21 protein-coding genes are annotated in these 23,057 nt (G+C 45.0%); 16 read left to right on the forward strand and 5 right to left on the reverse strand.

The genetic code is table 11. The features are described from left to right. Nucleotides 1–29: 29 nt before the first annotated feature. From IGI78_RS01595 to acnA, 4 genes are all read right to left on the reverse strand, one after another. Nucleotides 30–569 (reverse strand): biotin transporter BioY, encoded by a 540-nt coding sequence (locus IGI78_RS01595; RefSeq protein WP_081118851.1) that lies wholly within the window; start codon nt 567–569, stop codon nt 30–32. Nucleotides 570–675: 106 nt separating this feature from the next. Next, the gene (locus IGI78_RS01600; protein WP_430618229.1) at nt 676–1,530 is read right to left on the reverse strand and encodes a helix-turn-helix domain-containing protein; all 855 of its coding nucleotides are present in this window, start codon (nt 1,528–1,530) and stop codon (nt 676–678) included. Nucleotides 1,531–1,634: 104 nt separating this feature from the next. Continuing rightward, a complete protein-coding gene (gene icd, locus IGI78_RS01605) occupies nt 1,635–2,885 on the reverse strand; it encodes an NADP-dependent isocitrate dehydrogenase (RefSeq protein WP_430618231.1) in 1,251 nt (416 codons plus the stop codon). After that, nucleotides 2,878–5,574 (reverse strand): aconitate hydratase AcnA, encoded by a 2,697-nt coding sequence (gene acnA / locus IGI78_RS01610; RefSeq protein WP_081118854.1) that lies wholly within the window; start codon nt 5,572–5,574, stop codon nt 2,878–2,880. The genes icd and acnA overlap by 8 nt, the downstream gene beginning before the upstream one ends. 234 nt (nt 5,575–5,808) lie before the next feature. Between acnA and IGI78_RS01615 the strand changes: the two genes are divergently transcribed. From IGI78_RS01615 to spx, 4 genes are all read left to right on the forward strand, one after another. After that, nucleotides 5,809–7,170, forward strand: a complete 1,362-nt coding sequence (locus tag IGI78_RS01615; protein WP_185932301.1) for a citrate/2-methylcitrate synthase — start codon at nt 5,809–5,811, stop codon at nt 7,168–7,170. Between the two features lie 253 nt (nt 7,171–7,423). After that, nucleotides 7,424–8,866, forward strand: coding sequence for a peptidoglycan DD-metalloendopeptidase family protein (locus IGI78_RS01620; RefSeq protein WP_430618232.1), 1,443 nt, complete (start codon nt 7,424–7,426; stop codon nt 8,864–8,866). Nucleotides 8,867–9,152: 286 nt separating this feature from the next. Beyond that, nucleotides 9,153–9,554, forward strand: a complete 402-nt coding sequence (locus IGI78_RS01625; protein ID WP_005227156.1) for an Asp23/Gls24 family envelope stress response protein — start codon at nt 9,153–9,155, stop codon at nt 9,552–9,554. A gap of 50 nt (nt 9,555–9,604) precedes the next feature. Beyond that, nucleotides 9,605–10,054, forward strand: coding sequence for a transcriptional regulator Spx (gene spx / locus IGI78_RS01630; protein ID WP_010748641.1), 450 nt, complete (start codon nt 9,605–9,607; stop codon nt 10,052–10,054). Nucleotides 10,055–10,208: 154 nt separating this feature from the next. On the opposite strand, the gene rpsD is transcribed toward spx, so the two are convergent. Next, nucleotides 10,209–10,820, reverse strand: a complete 612-nt coding sequence (gene rpsD / locus IGI78_RS01635; protein WP_005227158.1) for a 30S ribosomal protein S4 — start codon at nt 10,818–10,820, stop codon at nt 10,209–10,211. Between the two features lie 368 nt (nt 10,821–11,188). Between rpsD and IGI78_RS01640 the strand changes: the two genes are divergently transcribed. The 12 genes from IGI78_RS01640 to ruvA all read left to right on the forward strand — a co-directional run bounded on the left by IGI78_RS01640 (nt 11,189) and on the right by ruvA (nt 23,050). Then, on the forward strand, nt 11,189–11,986 hold the full coding sequence (locus tag IGI78_RS01640) for a formate/nitrite transporter family protein (RefSeq protein ID WP_077453877.1): 798 nt from the start codon (nt 11,189–11,191) through the stop codon (nt 11,984–11,986). 217 nt (nt 11,987–12,203) lie between these two features. Then, complete coding sequence (locus IGI78_RS01645) at nt 12,204–12,980, forward strand: Cof-type HAD-IIB family hydrolase (protein WP_081118860.1); 777 nt, start codon at nt 12,204–12,206, stop codon at nt 12,978–12,980. 119 nt (nt 12,981–13,099) lie between these two features. Next, nucleotides 13,100–13,522: a methylglyoxal synthase gene (locus tag IGI78_RS01650; RefSeq protein ID WP_008376307.1), complete on the forward strand. Its 423-nt coding sequence runs from the start codon at nt 13,100–13,102 to the stop codon at nt 13,520–13,522. A 37-nt stretch (nt 13,523–13,559) separates the two neighbouring features. Further along, nucleotides 13,560–14,795, forward strand: coding sequence for a peptidase T (gene pepT / locus IGI78_RS01655; RefSeq protein WP_220426291.1), 1,236 nt, complete (start codon nt 13,560–13,562; stop codon nt 14,793–14,795). Nucleotides 14,796–14,945: 150 nt separating this feature from the next. Next, entirely contained in the window at nt 14,946–15,743 is a 798-nt protein-coding gene (locus IGI78_RS01660; protein WP_005227163.1) for a TIGR00282 family metallophosphoesterase, read from the forward strand. A gap of 7 nt (nt 15,744–15,750) precedes the next feature. After that, nucleotides 15,751–16,140 (forward strand): YlbF family regulator, encoded by a 390-nt coding sequence (locus IGI78_RS01665; protein ID WP_142424756.1) that lies wholly within the window; start codon nt 15,751–15,753, stop codon nt 16,138–16,140. After that, nucleotides 16,124–18,676: a DNA mismatch repair protein MutS gene (gene mutS / locus IGI78_RS01670; RefSeq protein WP_096742126.1), complete on the forward strand. Its 2,553-nt coding sequence runs from the start codon at nt 16,124–16,126 to the stop codon at nt 18,674–18,676. The genes IGI78_RS01665 and mutS overlap by 17 nt, the downstream gene beginning before the upstream one ends. A gap of 15 nt (nt 18,677–18,691) precedes the next feature. Beyond that, nucleotides 18,692–20,800 (forward strand): DNA mismatch repair endonuclease MutL, encoded by a 2,109-nt coding sequence (gene mutL, locus IGI78_RS01675; protein WP_096742127.1) that lies wholly within the window; start codon nt 18,692–18,694, stop codon nt 20,798–20,800. Beyond that, entirely contained in the window at nt 20,797–21,357 is a 561-nt protein-coding gene (locus tag IGI78_RS01680; protein ID WP_195265436.1) for a Maf family protein, read from the forward strand. The genes mutL and IGI78_RS01680 overlap by 4 nt, the downstream gene beginning before the upstream one ends. Nucleotides 21,358–21,359: 2 nt before the next feature. Next, complete coding sequence (locus IGI78_RS01685) at nt 21,360–21,758, forward strand: GFA family protein (protein ID WP_195265434.1); 399 nt, start codon at nt 21,360–21,362, stop codon at nt 21,756–21,758. 88 nt (nt 21,759–21,846) lie between these two features. Further along, on the forward strand, nt 21,847–22,278 hold the full coding sequence (msrB, locus tag IGI78_RS01690) for a peptide-methionine (R)-S-oxide reductase MsrB (RefSeq protein WP_195265432.1): 432 nt from the start codon (nt 21,847–21,849) through the stop codon (nt 22,276–22,278). 181 nt (nt 22,279–22,459) lie between these two features. Beyond that, on the forward strand, nt 22,460–23,050 hold the full coding sequence (gene ruvA / locus IGI78_RS01695; protein ID WP_005232405.1) for a Holliday junction branch migration protein RuvA: 591 nt from the start codon (nt 22,460–22,462) through the stop codon (nt 23,048–23,050). Nucleotides 23,051–23,057: the final 7 nt, after the last annotated feature.

Consider the following 23,057-nt stretch of genomic DNA (forward strand, 5'->3'; position numbering starts at 1 on the left):
ATCGCTGCATATGACGCGAGTGTTTTTTATTAACGCAAAGCCAATGGTTGCGCCAAGCGGTTTCTTAAAAAGATACCTAGATAAGCTGCGGCAACGGCTTTGATGATCCCGGGGATAATAAACAAAACAAAACCACCGTTAAAAGCAGCCGGCCATGCCATGCCCGTGCTCCATTTCAGCCATAATGTACCAAACAACAAAGTTGCCAGCGCACCGACAATGTTGCCGATCACTGCTCCTGTGTAGCGAAACGCCGTTTTTTCTACGACCAATCCAGTAAGCAATCCGTTAAAGAGGAAGCCGACTAAATAGCCGCCAGTTGGTCCTAACAAAACACCGATACCGCTGGAAAAACCAGCGAAAACGGGCAAACCGATCAATCCTAACAGCAAGTAAATGATGATCGCCATTGTTCCTGTTCGCGTGCCAAGGAAAGACACCGCCAGGCCGATCGCAAAGGTTTGTCCTGTCAATGGGATCAAACCTAACGGAATCGTCAATTGGGAAAGACCAGCAATAATGATCGCAAATAATGCGGCATGGATTTGTTCACGTAATGATAATTTCATCGAATCCTTCTCTCTCATAATAATTTCGTTAACCTGAAAAAAGATTTATTTGGTTAACGAAATTATAAACGGTGGTTTACCAAAAGTAAAGAAGAATCTTGTTTTTTTAGTGTCCTTTTTTTAATAGGACAAGTAAGTTCTTTGAGGAGAGGAAAGGGGCGATCTCTTCCAGCTCATCTGTTGAGAAGGGCAGTACTTGAACGAGCCGGCAGATCGTTGCTTCTGTCAGAAACGGCAGCAGTTCTTCGATTTCATCATAAGCCAAGCGTTCTGCTGCGGCAACGTTTGGCTGTTCCAGGGTGGTCAGCAGGAGCTCATCCAGATACGGTGCAGGTAAAAAGGGCAGCAGCTCTTCAATCTCAGAAAAGCGGAAGTCAGGATTTTCAAGCCAGCCTTTGATTTCTCCCGCCAAAAAGCTGGGGGGTAAAAAGGGCGCCGCCTCTTCCCAAAAAGCCATGGAATAGTGGTTGCCTTTAAGGAGCTCTTCTATTTGGGGCTTTTTCAAAAATGGCAAGAGTTCTTCCATGACATCTTCTGGGATATTCTCGGCGCCGTTTAACAGGTGTTGTAAGTCGGCGCTGGTCAAATGAGGTGCTAGCCTAGGCAATAAGTCTAGATCTAAAGAAGTTTCTTGAAACGGTTCTTCTTGAATCAACGCTGACAATTCTTGCGGTTTGATCAGCGGAGCTAGTTCGGCGATTTCTTCTGGCTGTGCGGTTCCTGCTTGATAATGTTGCACCGCAGCTGCGGGCTTCCCTAACAGCTCATCGATGGATAGGTCTAAAATCGCTGCTAGCTGCGGCAATTTTTCAATGTCCGGCAGTGAGTTGCCCCGCTCCCAATTACTGACCGCCTGATAGCTGACGAGTAACTGGTCTGCCAAGTTGCTTTGGGTCAGATTTTTTTTTTTGCGTTTGGCAGCGATCTGCTGACCAATTTTTCTCATGTTGAATTCACTCATAAATGAATTCCCCCTTTCATGCTCTAAGTATAGTTTCTCAGAAGGTGGAAACGCAATCAAGCTGTGGTTGAGCAGGCGAATGCCGACTCAATCACAGCTTGAGTTTACGAATGGATAAGCTGAAGGAGGTGTTCACCAAACGCTTGTGTCGTTAAACAGATCGCTTCTGGCATCAACTGTGCGAAGTCGGCAGTGACGTGCTGACTTTGCAAGGCTTGTTCAATGGCTTGCGTCAGTATCGCAGCAGCTTCCGGCCAGTTCAAATGTTCTAATAGCATGCACGCCGATAGCAACAGGGAACAAGGATTGGCTTTGCCAAGTCCTGCGATATCCGGTGCCGTTCCGTGGGTAGCTTCAAAGATGGCTGCTCCGGTATCGTAGTTGATATTGGCGCCGGGGGCGATCCCGATGCCGCCGACTTGTGCAGCCAGTGCATCAGAGATGTAGTCGCCGTTTAAATTACAAGTGGCAATGACGTCGAATTTTTCTGGATACAAAAGGATCTGTTGTAAAAAGTTGTCGGCGATCACGTCGTTAACAACGATTTTCCCAGCCGCTTTTGCCGAGGCAAGGGCGGCTTCGGCTGCCTTTGAGCCGTTTTCTGCTTTGATTTTGTTGTATTGATTCATTGTAAAACACTGGGCGGCATACGTGGTCTCTGCAAGCTGATAGCCCCAGTTTTTAAATCCGCCTTCTGTAAATTTCATGATATTGCCTTTATGCACCAGTGTCACCGTGGGCCGCTTTTGAGTGATCGCATACTCAATGGCAGCAGCGATCAAGCGCTGACTGCCTTCTAAAGAGATCGGCTTGATGCCAATAGCGGCAGTTTTAGGAAAACGAATCGCCTTGACGGCAAAGTCTGCTTGCAGTGTCTGGATCAAACGCTGTGTTGCGTCGTCGTCTTTGGCAAATTCGATGCCAGCATAAACATCTTCAGTATTTTCTCGAAAGATCACCATATCGGTTTTTTCTGGCTGTTTTAAAGGCGAAGGGACTCCTGTAAAATAGCGAACAGGTCTGACACAGGCATAAAGATCTAGCGTTTGCCGCAAGGTGACATTCAAGGAGCGAAAGCCTTCGCCAATTGGGGTAGTCAACGGTCCTTTTAAGGCGTATTGCTGGGCTTTGATCGTATCGATGGTTGCTTGCGGCAGCCATTCCCCCGTCTGTTCAAAGGCGGCTTCTCCAGCTAAAACTTCTAGCCATTCGATGTGGCGCTGATTGTCATAGGCTTTATTCACAGCTGCATCAATCACAGGTTGCGCAGCCTGCCAAATCTCGGCACCAATGCCGTCTCCTGCAATGTAAGGAATGGTGATCGTCGTTGCTTGATGGGTTGTTTGGTTAGGCATGGGCAGCTCCTCCTAATTCCGCTTTTTTTCGAATGACCATTGGCAAAATACCTTGATGCTTCCAATAGCGAATATCTGCAGGGGCATCAAAGCGCAGGCGGCTCATAAAGGAAACAGTCTTTCCGTCGGTCCGTTGAGCGGTGACTTCGATCAGCTGCTTGACCACTGGCTCTTCTGGCAAAGCGATCGAGAATGCTTCGCTGCCGTCCAAATCAAACGAGGCGGCACTTTCACCAGCCAGATATTCAAGAGGAATGATCCCCATCATGACCAAATTGCTGCGATGGATCCGTTCGAAGCTTTCTGCTAAGACGACTTTAACGCCTAACAATTTTGTTCCTTTGGCGGCCCAGTCGCGAGAAGAACCCATGCCATAATCTTTACCGGCTAAAATGATACAGCTTTGGCCGGCTTTTTGGTAATTCATAGCGGCGTCAAATATCGACAAGGTTTCCCCAGTTGGAAAATAATGCGTGACACTGCCAGTGCTGCCAGGAACCAGCTGGTTTTGCAGACGGATGTTGCCGAAAGTCCCCCGCATCATAATCTGATGATTGCCGCGCCGCGAACCAAAGGAATTGAATTCACGATACGGAACCTCTTTTTCTTGTAAAAATTTTCCAGCTGCAGAATCCATACTGATGCTGCCAGCAGGAGAAATATGGTCAGTGGTGACCGAATCACCCAATTTTGCCAAGACTTTCAGATCGGCTAAGACATCTGGTTTAGGCAATTCTTTGGTCAATGTTTCAAAGTAGGGTGGATGAGCAATGTAAGTGGAATGTTCCTCCCATTCATAACATGCGCTCGTGGTGGTTTCGATCGCATTCCAGCGTTCATTGGCATCAAAAAGATGCTCATAGGCAGCGCGAAATGCTTCTGGTCCGACGTATTCTTGAACGTAAGCATTGACTTCTTCATTGCTAGGCCAAATATCAGATAAATACACCGGCTCGTCATTGACGATAGCTAATGGTTCTTTTGTCAGATCTTTGCGAATGTTGCCAGCAATCGCATAGGCAACAACTAACGGCGGCGAAGCCAAATAGTTGGCTTTGATCTGTGGATGGATTCTTCCTTCAAAATTCCGATTGCCTGACAGAACCGATGCTACCAATAGATTTTCTGCCTCAATTGCTTCAGCGACCGGCGCTTCTAAAGGACCGGAATTTCCGATACAGGTAGTACAACCGTAGCCCACTAAATAAAAGCCGAGTTGCTCTAAATACGGCAATAAACCACTGTTTTGCAAATAGGTGGTCACGATCTGGGAGCCAGGTGCAAGGGAGGTTTTGACCGTACGCGGAACAGTCAGACCTTTTTCAACGGCCTTTTTGGCCAATAAGCCTGCAGAGAGCATGACGAAAGGATTGCTAGTATTCGTACAGCTAGTGATTGCCGCCAAAACGATATCGCCGGTCGCTAATTTGTCTGCTGCAGCATCTGGCCAAGCAACGGTGGCTTCTTTTTGCCATTCGTCCTCCGAAAGTCCAAAGCCCTTGGGTCCGACGGCTGCCGTGACAGATTGCTCAAAATCCTGCTGGACTGCTGGAAGCAAAATCCGATCTTGCGGGCGTTTGGGGCCCGCTAATGCCGGCTGAACTTCTGCTAGATCAATGGTGATCGTCTTAGTATAGGTTGGCACGGTCGTTTCATCATAAAAGAAATGGTTGGCTTTGGCGTAAGCGGCAACGAGTTCGATCAGCTTGGTGGAGCGACCGGTCGTTGCTAAGTAGTTCAAGGTCTCTTGATCGATCGGACAAAAGCCGCAAGTCGCACCGTATTCGGGAGCCATGTTTGCTAGCGTTGCTCGATCAGCTAAACTTAAATGACGATAGCCAGGACCAAAATATTCGACAAATTTTCCAACCACTTTTTCGATTCGCAGCACTTCAGTTACTTTTAGTGCTAAATCGGTAGCGGTGGTACCTGCAGGCATCTCGTTGATAAACTTCACTCCAATGACTTCAGGTGTAGGGAAGAAAGAAGGCTCGCCAAGAATCGCAGCTTCCGCTTCAATACCGCCAACCCCCCAACCGAGAACCCCCAGACCATTGATCATCGTGGTGTGAGAATCGGTTCCTTGCAATGTATCAGGAAACAGCAGACGTTGATCTTCGTGTGTTTTTTGCAAGATCACATCAGACAATGATTCGATGTTGACTTGATGAATGATCCCTGTTTCAGGCGGAACGACTTCGAAATTGTCGAAAGAACCTTGCGCCCATTTCAAGAATTGATAGCGTTCTGCGTTGCGTTCAAATTCCCGCTCCGTATTAAAAGCGATCGCCCCAGGCGTACCAGCTTGATCGACTTGCACAGAGTGGTCGACGACGAGTGTGACGGGGATCTCAGGATTGATGTCTTCTGCGGCACCGCCTAAAGCGACCATCGCATCCCGCATGGCAGCCAAATCAACGACTGCCGGCACCCCAGTAAAGTCTTGCAAGACGACCCGCTCTGGTTTGAATGGCACGACGCCAGTAGGGCTTTCTGCCTGCCAATTCGCTAAAAATGGTAAATAATCCTCTGTAATTTCCTCGTCTTGATGACGAGCAACACTTTCCAATAAAACTCGAATGGAGTAGGGCAAGCGAGATAAATCAGCCCCTAAGTCTTGGGTGATTTTCGCTAAGTCAATATACGTGTATTGCGTGTCATTGACGGTTAATTGAGTTTGCCACTTCATAAGAATCCTCCTTTTACGAAGATAATCGTACTTATTAGGAATAATTATACGTTGATAATTTAAAAAATCAATTAAATTTATGAAAAATATTTCATTTTCTCGACATCATGCTATAATGTGTGAAAGTTTGTTAAAAAGCAGCGATTCTTTCGGATGGTTATTTTAACGATGTTTGTTTACGGTTAAATAACATTGAAGTAGCTGGTTCGGAGAAAGATTGGAGGTAACATCACCGTGGAAAGATTAGAAAAGAAAGAGAAAATGGCATATCTGGCATCGCAATGTGAGAAATACAATTTGATCGATGTGAATCTTTATTCAGAATATGATGTTAAGCGTGGTCTAAGGGATTTGAATGGAACTGGTGTATTAGCTGGATTAACGACAATCTCGACTATTTATCCAGAAAAAATCATTGCCGGGAAGCCAATCGAGGCTTGCGGCGAACTGCGTTATCGCGGAATTGACATCAACGAGTTAGTTGCAGGCTTCGTCAATGAAAAACGCTTTGGCTTTGAAGAGGTTGCATATTTATTACTTTTTGGAGAACTGCCAAATAAAACAGATCTTGCGGCGTTTCATTGCCTATTAGCAGAAAAACGTACTTTGCCGACCAATTTTGTTCGTGACGTCATTATGAAAGCACCTTCTTCTGATATCATGAATAGTTTATCTCGCAGTATCTTGACACTGGCAAGTTATGATCCACAAGCAGATGACATCAGCATTGAAAATGTATTGGAACAAAGTCTGATGCTGATCAGTGTCTTTCCGCTCTTGGCAATCTACGGCTATCATGCCTACAATCATTATAATCAAGGGGAGAGTATGTATATCCACCGCCCGACCGAAGAGTTGAGTACAGCTGAAACGATTTTGACTATGCTGCGCCCAACGAAAGAATATAGCTTCCAAGAAGCCCAAACATTGGATATGGCACTTGTTTTGCATATGGAACATGGCGGCGGGAATAATTCAACCTTTACGACACGAGTCGTTACCTCCAGTGGGACGGATACCTATTCAACGATTGCTGCAGCGCTAGGTTCTTTGAAAGGACCTAAACACGGTGGCGCCAATATCAAAGTGACGGAAATGATGGGGGATTTGAAGCGCAACGTTGCTGACCTTACCGATGAACAGGCAATCCGCAGCTATTTGGAAGCAGTCTTAGATAAAGAGGCGTTTGACCGTAAAGGCTTGATTTATGGCATGGGTCACGCGGTATATAGCGACAACGACCCCCGTGCGGCGATTTTTAAAAATTATGTGGCAAAACTGGCGCAAGAAAAAGGATCAGAAGCTTGGCAAGAATATCAATTGTATACGATGGTGGAACGTATTGCTCCTCAAGTCATCAATGAAAAGCGCAAAATCTACAAAGGAGTCAGTGCCAATATCGACTTTTTCAGCGGGTTTGTTTATAACATGTTGGATCTACCAGAAGAACTGTATACACCAATGTTTGCTATTGCACGGATCGTCGGTTGGTCCGCCCATCGGATCGAAGAGCTGGTCAACGCACAAAAAATCATGCGCCCCGCCTATAAAGAAGTGTCCAGCGATCGCGAATATATCGATATTGAATCAAGGTAGAGCAAAACAGCAGGGAGGACGCTCGCTGCTGTTTTTCATAGGAAAAGCACATTTTACATAAATAAAGCAGGTTTTTGGCGTATTTTTTATAGAAGAAAAGAGAATAAAATGCCAGATTTGGTGAAGGAAATTGTTATAAACGTCACTATATCAGTGTTTTCCTTTTTTTCACACAGAGATGCAAAAAATGATTATAAAATTAGGTGCTTTTTAGGTATGATAGAAGGTGTGACAAAGGAGGATGACTTATTTAATGAAAATGAAAAAATGGATGGCAATCTCTGTCATTTCCAGTCAATTGTTGACCCTGTTGCCGGTTTCTGCTGCGGCTTCTGCTGTGAGTCGTGAATCAAATGTTGATCAAACGAGTGCATTGATGTCTGTGTCAAGTGAAGACGGAGGAGCAACTACAGAAGCATCGACCGGAGAGTCTGACGTGCCAAGAACGCCAGCTGAAAATGATGAAGCTGTTCCGGCACAACCAGCACCGGCGCCGGAACCAGAGCCCAGCCCGGAGCCAACACCAGAACCGGAGCCGAGTCCGGAACCAACACCGGAACCAGAGCCAAGTCCAGAACCGTCAGAACCAACTGAGCCTGCTCCGGAACCGACACCAGAACCCGAGCCTACGCCAATTCCGGAACCGGCACCGGAGGAACAAGATCCAGAGGGAGAACCAAGTCAACCGACAAAACCAGAAACGAACCCGAGCCAGCCAACGCCTGAGATCAAGGAAGTGCCCAATGTACCTGAATTGACAATCACAACACCTCAGACTGGTGGCACGTCAAAATTTGAAGTCACCCCAGTCAAAGAAACATGGGACTTTATTATGGAGATTGGTGAGGATGCCCGTAAAGTCGGCTTAGAAGAAGATCTTTACGCATCTGTGATGATTGCCCAAGCAATCTTAGAATCCGGTAGTGGGCAAAGTCAGTTGAGTCAGGAGCCGTTCTATAATCTTTTTGGGATCAAAGGACTATATGAAGGAAATGGGGTTTCTTTCCCAACACAAGAAGACGATGGAAACGGCAATTTGTACACCATCCGTTCGACCTTCCGTCAGTATGACAGCATCGAATCTTCTTTAAAAGATTATGCGAAATTGTTGAAAGAAGGATTGGCTCACAATCCGAATTTTTATAAAGGCGCTTGGAAGTCAGAAACCGAAACCTATGAAGATGCCACGGAATATTTGACGGGACGGTATGCATCAGATACGCAATACAATGAAAAATTGAACGCTTTGATCGAAGCTTATGCGTTGACGAGTTATGACAAAGAGAAAGCAGAGTTGCCAACGGGTAATGAAAAAATGATTTATCCGGTTAGTGATCCGGTCATCTCATCAATGTTTGGTCCACGGGGTAGCGGGTTCCATCGTGGGGTCGACTTTGCAGCACCTCAAGGAACCCCGATCATGGCTAGTCTTTCAGGAACGGTGATTCGCTCAGAATATCATGCTTCCTGGGGGAATTATGTAGCGATCGAACATCAAAATGGCTTGACGACACTGTATGCTCACAATCACCGCAATTTAGTAGGGGTTGGGCAGACGGTGGAACAAGGCGAAGTGATTGCTTCCATGGGAAGTACGGGGAACAGTACAGGTCCTCACTTGCATTTTGAAGTTAGTCTTTCACCTAGTTTAGCCCGGCATCAACTGATTGATCCATTAGATGCCTTGTCAAAATAACAAAGAAAAAAGGAGAGCAGTGTAGCTGCTTTCTTTTTTTTGTCAAGAAAAACGAATCATTTCAAGAAAATTATGCTTTGAGATTTTTTTAGCGCATTCATTTTATTTCGCATGATAAATTTATTCCGAAAACAAGTGTTTTTCTTTGTAAAAAAAACAAAAAGAATTTATGCTAGAAAGGTAGGGAAAAAAATTCCCAAGAGGAATGTCCACTTTAGACAAGGTCGTATGTGCGACTTTGCGATGTCTCTAGTATCCTTTCTTATTTAACCAAGGAGTGTGAAAAATGACTGACGATCAGCAAACAACGAATGTGTCTAATGAAGCAGCGCAAGCAAGTCCACTGTCCTTTGAAGAGAAAGTCATTGAAACAATTGTTGGTGTCGCTTTGCAGTCAATTGATGGCTTGATTAGTGTAAATGGCAGATTTCTTTCAGATATGACCGAAAACCTTGAAGAACAGCCGCAAGTCGCGTCTGGTATTGATGTGGAAGTTGGCAAAGAAGAGGTTGCAGTTGATTTGGAAGTAATCGTGGCTTACGGCAAAGATATCCCCAAACTCTTTGCACAAGTCCAAGAAGTGGTCTTAGAAGAAATTAGCCGCTTGACTTCTTTGAAAGTCAAAGAGATCAATATTCGAATCGCCGATATCGTCAAACAGGAAACGATCGATCAAATCGAAGGTTGAGCACCAGATAAAAAATCGAAGTACATCAAAGAGAAAGGAAGAATGAACAAATGATATCACTATATACAACACCCAGCTGTACGTCATGTCGTAAAGCCCGTGCATGGTTGACCGAAAATGAACTACCATTTAAAGAGAGAAACATTTTTAGCGATCCATTAAATAGTGATGAACTAATGGAGATTCTTTCTTTAACGAAAAATGGAACGGAAGACATTATATCTACTCGTTCGAAAGTGTACCAAAAGTTAGACATTGATTTAGAAGAGTTGAAGCTAGAAGAGCTACTTTCATTGATCGAAAAATACCCGAACTTATTGAAACGACCAATTATCTTAGATGAAAACAAGCTCCAAGTGGGGTACAATGAAGAAGACATCCGTAAATTCGTGCCACGAAACTTACGAAAGATCATTTTCAAACGACGCCAAACAGAGCTGCTCATGTTTAATTATCGCCAAAAGCAAGAAGAAGGCGAATCTGTTGCGAACTTTATCTAATAAAATAATAGGAACAAAACCGGCAAATGAATACAGCGATGTATCATTGTCGGTTTTTTTAGTATTTTTTCAAGGGTCTTCTTAAGAGGATCCGTAAATCCGTTGATTCCACAAAAAAACACGATTCCCAAAAGGAATCGTGTCGGTTGAAATCTTAAAGTTTTTGGTTGTAGAATTCAACGACTAGTGCTTCGTCAACTTCTGCAGACAATTCATCACGCTCAGGTAAACGAGTTAATGAACCTTCTAATTTTTCGCTATCAAAGCTTACAAATGACGCGCGGCCAGCTGTTGCTTCAACTGCTTCTTTGATTGTTGAGATGTTTTGTGATTTTTCACGAACGCTGATGACTTGTCCAACTTCAACGTGGTATGAAGGGATATCAACGCGTTTGCCATCAACTAAAACGTGACCGTGGTTTACTAATTGACGTGCTTGACGACGAGTAGTTGCTAAACCTAGACGGTAAACAACGTTATCTAAGCGTTGTTCTAACAAGATCATGAAGTTAACACCGTGTTTACCTTCTTTGATTTTGCTTGCTTTGATAAACAATGTACGGAATTGACGTTCGTTCATACCATACATATGACGCAATTTTTGTTTCTCAGTTAATTGCATGCCGTATTCTGATTTTTTGCCACGGCTGTTTGGTCCGTGTTGACCTGGAGCGTAAGGGCGACGTGCCAATTCTTTTCCAGTTTCTGATAAAGAAATTCCTAAACGACGAGAAATTTTCCATGATGGTCCTGTATAACGAGACATAATTTAGTTCCTCCAATAAAATAGTTTGGAGTAAAATAATCCGTTGAAAAACTCACATTCGTGCAGTTCGTTCTTCAATCTTCACCTTTGCAGCCGCGGTTACGCAATTGCACCCGAGGGGCAACGAACTGGTGACGAGCTGTTATTTTCCTGCTGCATTATTTTACACAAGGAATAGTATACGACAAACTAGGGGCAAAAGTCAAGATGGAACTGACTTTGGATTTGATGAAAACAAATCTTGAAATTTTTCATTAATTACTTATATTTTCAAATATCTCTTTACAAAACAGCTTTTCGTCATTAGAATATGAAAGTATTGTGCAAATGATAACGAAGTGAAATTATTCATAAAAGGAGTAGAAAAAATGAATCCAGTATCCCCATTATTTGAGAAGATCGATTCTTCCATAGAAAAGAAAATCGATCTGATCAAGAGTAGTTATTTGCGTTACGCTGTACGTGCGATGATGGCTTGTTTATTCTTGACCCTCGGAACAGCTATTGCTTTTGCGATCGCTATGAAAGGTGAATCGATGGTTCACGGGTTAGGAAAAATTTTGTATGCATTTATGTTTAGCTGGTCTTTAGTCATGATTCTTTATATGAACGCAGAATTAGGAACATCGAATATGTTATATATGACTGTTGGGGTTTACCGGAAACGTCTAAGTATTCCTTTGGCATTGAAAATTTTGTTTACGTGCGTCTTATTCAACTTGATCGGCGGCGTGATCTTTGGCTCGATCGTTGCGCTGACAGGTCCGTTCCAAGGACTGACAGCAGATAACTTTATGCTGACCTCGATCACTGCGAAATTAGAAAAATCCACTATCCAAATTTTAGTAGAAGCGATGTTTGCCAATATCGTAGTAAACACAGCCGTGTTAGTAAGTATGCGGATGAAAGATGACGCCGGAAAAATAGCGGCCATCATTTTCATCATCTTTATCTTTGCTTTCTTAGGCTTTGAACACGTTATTGCTAACTTCCCAGCATTTACTTTAGCTTTCTGGGCTTCAGGCGGACACTTGGCAGGTATGACTGTCGGCAGTGTGATCCATAATTTAGTCTTTGCCTTTATCGGCAACTATATCGGCGGTGGCTTGGTCATGGGACTTGGCTATGCATGGTTGAATAACTCAAAATCGACCTATGTCGACTAATCAGAACCTATAAAAAGAAGCAGCGATGCTTCTTTTTTTCTTTTCTCTAACATTTCTCCAGGAAGAAGCTATCATCCCTTAACGGAGCGTTGAAATCAGCGCCTATTTGTGTTAAGAATAAGTATGTACGGTTTTTCTTGCTGTTTTTTGTAAAAATGACCGCAACCAAGACCAAAATCTTAGTTACTTCTTAATAGAAAGCGAGCCTTAACCTTTTATGAATCGGAAATTCTTTGCCTTTGATATTGATGGAACCTTGCTTGACTCGAACAAACAGCCACTAGACAGTACGCTAAAAGCCCTTGACCTTCTGCGAGATGCCGGCCATTTCGTGACCGTTGCCACTGGGCGCAGTCGTTTCCACGCCCAAGATATTATTCGTTCGTTGTCCTTTGATAATTACATTTTATGTAATGGGGCAGCTGCTTTTCTTTCGCATCAGCAGGTATATAAAAACTTACTCGATGAAACGCAATTGGCTGCTTTCGTGGCAGAAGCCCAAGAGCTTGGGATTGACACGGCATTTGTCGGGATGGATACAGCGAAACGAGCGTCTTCGTTGGATATTGCTAAAATGGAAGCAGCGATGCATTCCTTTGGTGCCCAACTTCCTGAGTTGGACATGGATTTTCCCGAAGAAAAAGAAGTCTATCAAGCATTGGCTTTTTACGGAAAAGAGTATGAGCATTTCTTTGACGAGAAATACAGCAAACTGCGTTTTGTGCGTTGGCATGAAAACAGTGTGGATGTCGTTCCAAAAGAAGGCTCCAAAGCAGCAACGATCCTGTGTGTCGCGGAACAATTAGGGATAGCGCAAGAAGATGTGATCTGCTTTGGTGATGGCCAAAACGATCGTGAGATGCTGACCGCCGCAGGTGTCGGTGTGGCCATGGGCAATGCGGTCTCTGAGATCCAACAAGTCGCAGATATGGTGACCGCTAGCAATGATGAAGATGGCATCTGGTTAGCCTTAAAAGAATTACAATTGATTTAAAAGGAATCCTTTAGACATAGCACAGCCGGTTTGCGGCATCTGTGCTATGTTTTTTCTGTTTTTTCTCGGTCGCAAAGAAAATAAATTGGTACAATAGAAAAAAAGGGGGAATGCAGCAAATGAAAATCGCATTGATTGCTCATGATCGAAAAAAGGATGTAATGGTAAAATTAGTGACTGCCTATCGAGAAATTTTAGCGCAGCACGAACTTTTTGCAACAGGAACTACGGGAAAGAGAATTGAAGAAGCAACCCAGTTGCCTGTCCACCGCTACAAATCAGGACCGCTGGGAGGAGATCAGCAAATTGGCGCCATGATTTCGCAAGATGACTTGGACATGGTGATTTTTTTGCGCGATCCTTTAGCCGCACAACCCCATGAACCAGATGTAACGGCATTGATTCGCTTGTCGGATGTATACGAGATTCCTTTAGCCACCAATATGGGAACGGCAGAAATCTTGCTGCGCGGGTTAGCAGCTGGCTTTGCTGATTTTCGACAAGTGATCCACGAAACGGACAATCGACCCTTGTCGTTATAGGGAGAACAAAATAATTGAAGAAAAAGGACGTGCAGAATTGAAAGCAATCTTAAAGGATTTTTTGACCTATGCAAAAATGAATACTCGCTCGGACGCGACGAGTCAGAGCATCCCAACGACGCCGGGACAAGTTGAGTTGGCTCTTTTATTGAAAGATCAGTTGATCGAGATGGGGGTAGCGGATGTTGCTTACTATGAAAAGAATAGTTTTGTGATCGGACGTCTACCTGGTAATCCTGAAAAAACGGCGATTGGCTTTATTGCCCATGTAGATACGGCAGATTTCGAAGCTGAAAATATTCAGCCGCAGATCCATGAAAATTACGATGGCAAGGATGTTTGTTTAAATAAAGAAAAAGCCATTTATATGACAACTGCTGAATTTCCGAACCTCAAAGACTATATCGGCGAAACGTTGATCACAACGGATGGAACGACCCTGCTGGGGGCAGATGATAAAGCTGGTATCGCAGAGATCATTGACGCACTGCGCATCCTACAAACGATGGATGCGCATAAACGTGGCGATGTCTGGGTTGCTTTTGGTCCTGATGAAGAGATTGGGACTGGCGCTGATCGCTTTGATGCGGCGGATTTTCCAGTGGCATTTGCTTACACGATGGACAGTGGTCGTGTGGGGCATATGGAATATGAAACCTTTAATGCTGCTCGTATTGATATAACAATCGATGGTACGAGTGTGCATCCTGGGACTGCCTATGGTCGTTTGGTCAACGCTTTGAAAATCGCGCATCAAATCGACGATGCATTACCAGCAGAGGAAGTTCCTGAACGCACTCGTGGGTATGAAGGTTTTTACCTACTGCACAATTTGACGGGACATATTGGTCGAGCAGAAGTTTCTTATATCATTCGTGATCATGACCATGCGCTTTTTGAACAGCGAAAAGCCAACATCGTGGGAATCATTGACGAATTGAACACAGTTTATGGGCAAGAACGTATCACCTATACGCTGTATGATCAATATTACAACATGGGGGATTTGATCAAGAAAGATCCCCGCAGTATCGAAGCTGCCCGAGCAGGGATGCAAGCGATTGGTGTGACGCCAATCGAAGCGCCGTTTCGTGGCGGGACCGATGGCTCGAAAATCACCTATAAAGGCATTCCAACACCGAACTTATTTGTCGGTGGTGAAAACTTCCATGGCCAGTATGAATTTATTACCGTTGAAGCGATGGAAAAAGCCCGTGATTTGATCGTGGCGATCGTGGAACATGTAGGACAAGAGGACACCACTGTTTCCTAAGAGAATCGAGCGACACGCTAGACCCATGCGAAAGAGTCTAGCGTGTTTTTTTGTTTTGTTGCAGGGAAGAACCGCAAGTGAAAGAACCTTTTTTTTCTGGACCAAAACCCTTATAATAGAAAAGAAGCTAAAAGAGAAGAGGAAAAATGTGTGCGGGTATTATTCATTGGAGATGTAGTTGGTTCATTAGGAAGAGAAACGATCACGGAGTACCTTCCAAAATTAAAAAAGGTGTATCGACCACAGGTGACGATTGCGAACGGCGAGAATGCGGCGGCGGGTCGTGGGATCACTGGAAAAATCTATAAGAAATTTTTGCAAGATGGTGTCGATGTCGTGACATTAGGCAATCATACATGGGACAACCGTGACATTTTTGAATTTATTGGCGATGCGAAGAAAATGATTCGTCCAGCCAATTTTCCAGAAGGAACACCGGGCGTCGGCATGGTATTTGTGAAAGTCAACACCATTGAATTGGCGGTGATCAACATGCAAGCTCGCTCGTTCATGGTCGACCTTGATGATCCGTTTCGCAAAATGGATGAACTGGTTGCGATTGCCCGCAAACGTACACCGTTTATCTTTGTGGATTTTCATGGGGAAACCACCAGCGAAAAACAAGCGATGGGCTGGTATTTGGATGGCCGTGTTTCGGCAGTCGTCGGCACGCATACCCATGTCCAGACCAATGATGCGCGGATTTTGCCCCAAGGAACGGCTTATTTGTCAGATGTCGGTATGACTGGTCCTTATGATGGAATCTTGGGAATGAAACGCGAACCAGTCATTGAGAAATTTTTGACGGCGTTGCCGCAACGATTTGAAGTGATTGAAAAAGGCCGCAGTATTTTGTCGGCTTGCTTGCTTGAGATTGATGAAGCCACTGGTAAAGCAAAATCGATCCGTCCGATCCAAATCAGTGAAGATCGCCCGTTTACAGAATAGGAGAAGCATGGAAGAGCAATTAGTCAAAGAACCACACGTTGTCCAAGAGCTGGCTGCTTTGCAAAAGCTCTTGTCTGATCATCCGATCGTTCAAGAATTTCAAGAAATCCAAGCACGAGCCTTGCAAAACCAAGGGCTATTGGAGCTGGAAGAAGCGCTGAAGCAAGCGCAAAAAGAGATCGTTCAATTTGAGCATTATGAGAAACCCGAAGCAAAAAAAGCTGCCGAGCAGCGTTATGCGTCATTGACAAACGAATACGAGCAGCATCCTTTAGTGGTTGCTTATCGTCAAGCGTTACTGCAAGCAGATGAATTGCTGCAATATGTCACGACGGAGATCCAAAAGAAAATGAATAAAGCCATCGAGGAGGATGAAACCAATGCCTCAAAAAACTAAAAATACCCCGATGATGGAACAGTATTTAAGCATCAAGGCTCAGTACCAAGATGCTTTTTTATTCTATCGTTTAGGGGATTTCTATGAATTATTTAATGAGGATGCTGTCAAGGCAGCACAAATTTTAGAACTGACGTTAACCAGCCGCAACAAAAATGCGGAGGAACCGATCCCTATGTGTGGGGTGCCTTACCACGCCGCCAGCAATTACATCGACACCTTGATCGAGCAAGGCTACAAAGTAGCGATTTGTGAGCAAGTGGAAGATCCAAAAACCACCAAAGGAATGGTCAAACGCGAAGTCGTTCAACTGATCACGCCGGGAACGGTGATGGACAGTAAAGGCCTATCCGCCAAAGAAAACAACTTTTTGACAGCTGTTTTGCAGCAAGGGGAGCGTTTTGGCTTTGCCTATGTCGATCTAAGTACCGGTGAATTAAAAGCAGCGCAATTGGAAGATGAAGAAGCCGTCGTCAACGAGGCAGCCGCTCTGCAAACGAAAGAAGTCGTTTTGTGCAGCGAGATCCCTGAATCATTGCGAACAACACTGACCAATCGCTTGAATGTCGTGTTTTCTAAGCAAGAAACGTTGGAAGAAAATGCTGAATTTCAATTTTTAACAGAACCTCTCTCCCAAGAGTTAGAAAAAGTAGTCACAGGGAAGTTGCTAAGTTATTTGGCGATCACCCAAAAACGCAGTTTAGCGCATATTCAGCAAGCCGTTGAATATCAGCCGGATCATGCCTTGAAAATGGATCATTATTCCAAATTCAACTTAGAATTGACGCAGTCGATTCGAACCGGCAAAAAACAAGGGACTCTTTTGTGGTTGTTGGACGAGACAAAAACCGCAATGGGTGGCCGTTTGTTAAAGCAATGGTTGGATCGTCCCTTGATCCAGCCAAAGAAAATCACTGCCCGCCAAGAAATGGTCCAATCGTTACTGGACAGTTTCTTTGAGCGAGCGGATCTGCAAGAAGCGTTGACGAAAGTCTATGACATGGAACGCTTAGTCGGACGGGTCGCCTTCGGAAATGTCAATGGCCGCGATTTGCTGCAGTTGAAATCTTCTTTGGAGCAAGTGCCTTTGATCGCGCAATTGCTGCAAGGGATCAACCGTGGCGAGTGGAATGACTTGCTGCTGGAATTAACGCCCTTAGATGATTTGGTTGCACTGATCGAAGCGGCGATCGATGAAGATGCCCCGTTGCAGATCACAGAAGGCAACATCATCAAAGACGGGTTCCATCAACAATTAGATGAATATCGTACGGCGATGCGTAACGGCAAGCAATGGCTGGCGGAATTAGAAGCCAACGAACGCCAAGCGACAGGAGTCAAAAACCTGAAAGTTGGGTTCAACCGCGTCTTTGGCTATTACATTGAGATCACGAAAGCCAATCTAGTGAATTTAGATACCTCTCGCTACGAGCGCAAGCAAACGTTAGCCAATGCGGAACGCTTTATTTCACCCGAGTTGAAAAAACTGGAGACTTTGATTTTAGAAGCCGAAGAGAAATCGGTGGATTTGGAATACCGCCTGTTTCTTGACGTTCGTGAAGAAGTGAAAAAGAGTATCACCCGTCTACAAAAGTTAGCCAAAGCCGTCAGTGCGGTCGATGTCTTACAAAGTTTCGCCACGGTTTCGGAACGCTACCAATACGTGCGGCCGACAGTAGCGAAAAAACGTGCGGTATCGATCATCGACGGCCGTCATCCTGTAGTGGAAAAAGTCCTTGGTCACCAAGAGTACATTCCGAATAGTATCGTGATGGATGAAGAAACAGAGATCTTGTTGATCACAGGACCAAATATGTCTGGGAAAAGTACGTACATGCGGCAGTTTGCCTTGCTAGTCATTATGGCGCAGATTGGCTGCTTCGTACCGGCACAATCTGCAGAGATGCCGATTTTCGATCGGATTTTTACTCGCATCGGTGCCAGCGATGATCTGATCGCCGGTCAAAGTACGTTTATGGTGGAGATGATGGAAGCCAACCAAGCGCTGCGTCATGCAACGCCTAACAGCTTGATTTTGTTTGATGAGTTAGGGCGTGGGACTGCTACCTATGATGGGATGGCATTGGCACAAGCCATCATTGAATATATCCACAAAGAAGTTCATGCCAAAACACTTTTCTCCACCCATTATCATGAGCTGACGGTTTTAGATGAGGAATTGGCACACTTGCGTAATGTCCATGTTGGTGCCGTTGAAAAAGAAGGCGAAGTCGTCTTCTTGCATAAGATGATGGAAGGGCCCGCAGATAAAAGCTATGGGATCCATGTAGCCAAAATCGCTGGACTGCCAAGTGCACTCTTACAGCGCGCAGCCACGATCTTAAAAGCGCTGGAAGAACATGAACCGACGGTACAACCAAAACCAGTCGTCGAAGAAAGTCAGCAGTTGTCGTTGTTTAGCGAAGTATCTACGGAAGAAATCGGCGTTATCGATCAATTGAAGAAATTGAATCTGTTGGAAATGACCCCGATGGATGCTCTGAATACATTGTACGAGCTGCAAAAACGAATTTAGAAAGAAGGTCAGCAGATGGGAAAGATCCAAGAGTTATCCGAACGTCTGGCGAACCAAATCGCGGCAGGAGAAGTCGTTGAGCGACCGGCTTCTGTCGTCAAAGAATTAGTTGAAAATGCCGTGGATGCCGGCAGTACCCAAATCGATATTTTTATTGAAGAAGCGGGCTTGCGTAAAATCCAAGTCATCGATAACGGCGAAGGAATTGCAGAAGAGGATGTCTTGACTGCCTTTAAACGCCACGCCACCAGTAAAATCCACAATCGGGATGACTTGTTTCGAATACGTACCCTCGGGTTTCGCGGGGAAGCTTTGCCTAGTATCGCTTCGGTTTCAATCCTCTCGATTGAAACGGCAGTCAAAGGCGCCCAACAAGGCTCCTTTGTGCGCTTAAAAGGCGGCGCTGTTGAAGAGCATTTGCCTGCCAACTTGCGGCAAGGAACCAAGATCACTGTCGAAAACCTCTTTTACAATACACCGGCACGCTTGAAATATGTCAAGACGCTGCAAACGGAACTAGCAAATATCGGCGATATCGTCAATCGGATCGCTCTGAGCCATCCAGAAGTGGCTTTTCGTCTCGTTCATGAAGGCAATAAGATGTTGAGCACCACTGGAAGTGGGCAGTTAAAACAAACCATCGCCGGGATCTACGGAGTGGAAACCGCCAAAAAAATGATCGCGATCGATACTGAGGACCTCGACTTTAAAGTCACTGGCTTTGTGTCACTGCCAGAAGTCACCCGAGCTAGCCGCAACTATTTATCCACGATCATCAATGGTCGTTATATTCGCAACTTTGCTTTGAATAAAGCGATCGTTGCTGGTTACGGGTCAAAATTGATGGTCGGTCGTTTTCCATTAGCTGTTCTTGAAATCAAAATGGACCCCTTGTTAGTCGATGTTAATGTTCATCCGACTAAGCAAGAAGTTCGTTTGTCAAAAGAAGAAGAACTGACCAAACTAATCAGTAAAGCCATCAATGAGGCGCTGAGGGAAATCAATTTGATTCCTAACGCGGCTGACAATCTGCGTTTTAAGAAAAAAGTTGCCGATCAGCCAAAAGCCCAGCAGCTTGGCTTGGAACTGGAGTCAGCAGGAAATTCGACTTCTGGGTTGTCTTATAATCGCGAAACCGGGAAATTTGAGGTGCAGGGCAGTACTTATCAACAGACTGTGGATAACTCTGTGGAAAAACCTGTGGAGGAAGGTGGAAAACTTCCAGAAATGCCACAGGAATCTAGCGAAAACTTGTTGGAAGAAACTGAGGAAACCTTTCGCAGTTTGGAAGAGACGTTGCCAAATAAGCCTGTCCGAAAACCATTTGTGGAAGAACAGACGGAAACAAAAGCGCCGCTGCCAGAAGCGCCTGCCTTTCTTCCAGATGAGACGCCAGAGCTTACGGCGCAAGATCTGCAAAGTCAAGCGACTCTTCACCCGGAAATGCATGGGGATGACCGCAACTACCTGAAAACGGTCGAACGGTTGCTGGAAGAAGAACCAGCGAAGGAGCGTTTTCCCCAACTGGATTATTTTGGGCAGATGCATGGGACTTATTTGTTTGCCCAAAGCGAGGCGGGGCTATATATCGTCGACCAGCATGCGGCACAAGAACGAATCAAATATGAGTATTACCGCGAAAAAATCGGCGAAGTGACCAATGATCTGCAAGAATTGTTAGTGCCGATCGTTTTGGATTATCCCAACAGCGATGCACTGCAATTGCAGGAACAAAGTGACAAGCTGGCAGAAGTCGGGATCCATCTGGAATCTTTTGGGACCAATAGTTTCATCGTCCGGGCGCACCCGACGTGGTATCCTAGCGGTGAAGAAGAAGCCATCATCCGCGAAATGATCGATATGTTATTGACGACAGGAAGTGTCAGTGTCAAAAAGTTTCGTGAAGCAACCGCGATCATGATGAGCTGCAAACGATCCATCAAAGCCAATCACTATTTGAATGAAGCACAAGCGCGAATCTTGTTGCAAGATTTAGCGAAATGCGAGAATCCCTTCAACTGTCCCCATGGCCGTCCGGTGCTGATCCATTTCACCAACAGCGACATGGAGCGGATGTTCAAACGAATTCAAGATCCTCATCGAGCAAGGAGTGGCATGGAATGATTATTTTGGCTTCACAGTCGCCGCGGCGCAAAGAATTATTAGCGGAGTTAGTCCCGGAATTTGCGGTCATACCAGCGGATATCGACGAGTCGGTCCGACCGAACGAAGCGGCGATCCCTTATGTCCAACGGATGGCAGCAGAAAAAGCGGCGGCTATTGCGCAAGCATATCCTGAAGATCTGGTGATTGCGAGCGATACGACGGTCGTGGTGGATGAAGAAATCTTAGGAAAGCCAGTAGACCGTAAAGATGCTCGGTCGATGTTGCGAAAAATGAGCGGACGGACCCATTGGGTGCATACCGCCGTCGTTTTGCAAAAAGGCAAACAGCAACGCCAAGCAGTGGTTTCGACGGAAGTTGTGTTTCGTCCTTTGACGGATCAAGAGATCGACAAGTATCTTGTCTTAGATGAGTACCAAGACAAAGCGGGCGCCTATGGGATCCAAGGGGCGGCCAAAGTATTTGTCTCATCGATAAGCGGCGATTTTTATACAATCGTAGGGTTTCCTGTCGCTACGGTCTATCAGTTGTTGCAAGAGTTTACGAAGGAGGAATAAGGATGGATGTTTCTGGTAGTTGTCTTTGCGGCAAAGTCACGATCAACTTGACGGGAGTTGCGAAAGAAATCACGGTTTGTCATTGTAGTCTCTGCCAGAAATTTCACGGCGGACCAATGGTTGCTCTTGCGCCATGCGCTGAGGACCAGATGGCTCTTCAAGGAGCGAAGTGGCTGCGACGTTACGATTCTTCTGAGTGGGCACAGCGAGGATTTTGCAGTCAATGCGGCTCGAGTCTGTTCTTTTACCTCAAAGAAACACACACCTATTTTTTTGCGGCTGGGTTATTTGGCAACTTGCCAGAAGCTGTCTTAACCGAAGAAATCTATATAAAAGACCAACCGCAGTTTTACCATTTTGCGGAACCAACGACTCGTTGGGAAAAGCTACAAAACCCTTAAATAATTTGAGCAAGTCATTTTACATTCGCTAAGAAAAAAGGCATGATAGAGCATACAGGATGAGTCTAGAGGAAAAGCAGGTGAAAAAATGACAGATAAAAAAGAATTAAAAGAAAAATTGTCGCCGATCGAATATGCGGTGACCCAAGAAAATGCAACCGAACGCCCCTTTACTGGCGAGTATGATGATTTTTATGAAAAAGGGATCTATGTTGATATCGTCAGCGGAGAACCATTGTTTGCTTCTACTGATAAATATGACGCTGGTTGTGGCTGGCCGTCCTTTTCGAAGCCGATCAGTCGCCAAGATATTCAAGAAAAAGCCGATTTTTCTCACGGCATGCATCGAGTAGAAGTCCGCAGCAAAGAAGCTGACTCTCATTTAGGACATGTTTTTTCAGACGGTCCTCAGGACAAAGGCGGTTTGCGCTATTGTATCAACTCGGCAGCATTGAAGTTCATCCCTTTAGCAGAAATGGATGAAAAAGGCTATGGCGAATTCAAATCACTCGTTGAGTAAGTATTAGGAACTGTGTGCGAAAAAAAGACGCAGCAGCATGTCTCGTTTGAAAAAATGCGACTGAAACAACGGTTTTTCCTCCGTTTGTTTCCTGCTAAGCCTTTTCCTTCGTTCACAGTCCTTTTTTTGCCCTCTCGTCTGTGCTACAATAAAGGGAACATATGTACAGAAAGGAAAGCACATGTACGAATATATCATAGGAAAAGTAACGGATATCTTTCCGGCGTATATCGTCGTTGAGACCCATGGCATCGGCTATCAGATCGCTTTTGGCAATCCGTATTCATTTAGCGGCAAGTTGAACCAAGAAGTAAAAATCTATCTGCACCAAGTGATTCGTGAAGATGCTCATAGTCTCTACGGCTTTGCCACGATCGAAGGCAAGCAGTTGTTTTTAAAATTGATCAGTGTCTCAGGTATTGGACCAAAGAGTGCATTAGCAATCATGGCCAATGAAGACCATACAGGGTTGATCACGGCAGTCGAAAATGGGGACGTCAACTATTTGACTAAGTTCCCAGGTGTCGGTAAAAAGACGGCGCAGCAAATGATCCTAGACTTGAAAGGCAAAGTGGCTGAACTGGTTGGAGAAGAAGCGATCGTTCCTCTAAGCGTAGCAACGACTGCTTTAGATGAAGCGATGGAAGCCTTGAAAGCATTGGGTTATAGCGAAAAAGAAGTCAAGAAAGCCGAAAAACAATTAGCGGCGAATACCACAAAATCGACGGATGAGTACTTGCGGGAAGCTCTCCGATTGATGATGAAAAAGTAAGGAGCAA

The organism is Enterococcus sp. DIV1767 (assembly GCF_050542585.1).
GTDB classification, from domain to species: Bacteria; Bacillota; Bacilli; order Lactobacillales; family Enterococcaceae; genus Enterococcus_D; species Enterococcus_D innesii.

What these genes read in the sequence shown, in the direction of transcription:
- IGI78_RS01595 (WP_081118851.1), bottom strand. Translation starts at nt 569, where the DNA reads ATGAAATTATCATTACGTGAACAAATCCATGCCGCATTATTTGCGATC.
- IGI78_RS01600 (WP_430618229.1), bottom strand. Translation starts at nt 1,530, where the DNA reads ATGAGTGAATTCAACATGAGAAAAATTGGTCAGCAGATCGCTGCCAAA.
- icd (WP_430618231.1), bottom strand. Translation starts at nt 2,885, where the DNA reads ATGCCTAACCAAACAACCCATCAAGCAACGACGATCACCATTCCTTAC.
- acnA (WP_081118854.1), bottom strand. Translation starts at nt 5,574, where the DNA reads ATGAAGTGGCAAACTCAATTAACCGTCAATGACACGCAATACACGTAT.
- IGI78_RS01620 (WP_430618232.1), top strand. Translation starts at nt 7,424, where the DNA reads ATGAAAATGAAAAAATGGATGGCAATCTCTGTCATTTCCAGTCAATTG.
- IGI78_RS01625 (WP_005227156.1), top strand. Translation starts at nt 9,153, where the DNA reads ATGACTGACGATCAGCAAACAACGAATGTGTCTAATGAAGCAGCGCAA.
- spx (WP_010748641.1), top strand. Translation starts at nt 9,605, where the DNA reads ATGATATCACTATATACAACACCCAGCTGTACGTCATGTCGTAAAGCC.
- rpsD (WP_005227158.1), bottom strand. Translation starts at nt 10,820, where the DNA reads ATGTCTCGTTATACAGGACCATCATGGAAAATTTCTCGTCGTTTAGGA.
- IGI78_RS01640 (WP_077453877.1), top strand. Translation starts at nt 11,189, where the DNA reads ATGAATCCAGTATCCCCATTATTTGAGAAGATCGATTCTTCCATAGAA.
- IGI78_RS01645 (WP_081118860.1), top strand. Translation starts at nt 12,204, where the DNA reads ATGAATCGGAAATTCTTTGCCTTTGATATTGATGGAACCTTGCTTGAC.
- IGI78_RS01650 (WP_008376307.1), top strand. Translation starts at nt 13,100, where the DNA reads ATGAAAATCGCATTGATTGCTCATGATCGAAAAAAGGATGTAATGGTA.
- IGI78_RS01665 (WP_142424756.1), top strand. Translation starts at nt 15,751, where the DNA reads ATGGAAGAGCAATTAGTCAAAGAACCACACGTTGTCCAAGAGCTGGCT.
- mutS (WP_096742126.1), top strand. Translation starts at nt 16,124, where the DNA reads ATGCCTCAAAAAACTAAAAATACCCCGATGATGGAACAGTATTTAAGC.
- mutL (WP_096742127.1), top strand. Translation starts at nt 18,692, where the DNA reads ATGGGAAAGATCCAAGAGTTATCCGAACGTCTGGCGAACCAAATCGCG.
- IGI78_RS01680 (WP_195265436.1), top strand. Translation starts at nt 20,797, where the DNA reads ATGATTATTTTGGCTTCACAGTCGCCGCGGCGCAAAGAATTATTAGCG.
- IGI78_RS01685 (WP_195265434.1), top strand. Translation starts at nt 21,360, where the DNA reads ATGGATGTTTCTGGTAGTTGTCTTTGCGGCAAAGTCACGATCAACTTG.
- msrB (WP_195265432.1), top strand. Translation starts at nt 21,847, where the DNA reads ATGACAGATAAAAAAGAATTAAAAGAAAAATTGTCGCCGATCGAATAT.
- ruvA (WP_005232405.1), top strand. Translation starts at nt 22,460, where the DNA reads ATGTACGAATATATCATAGGAAAAGTAACGGATATCTTTCCGGCGTAT.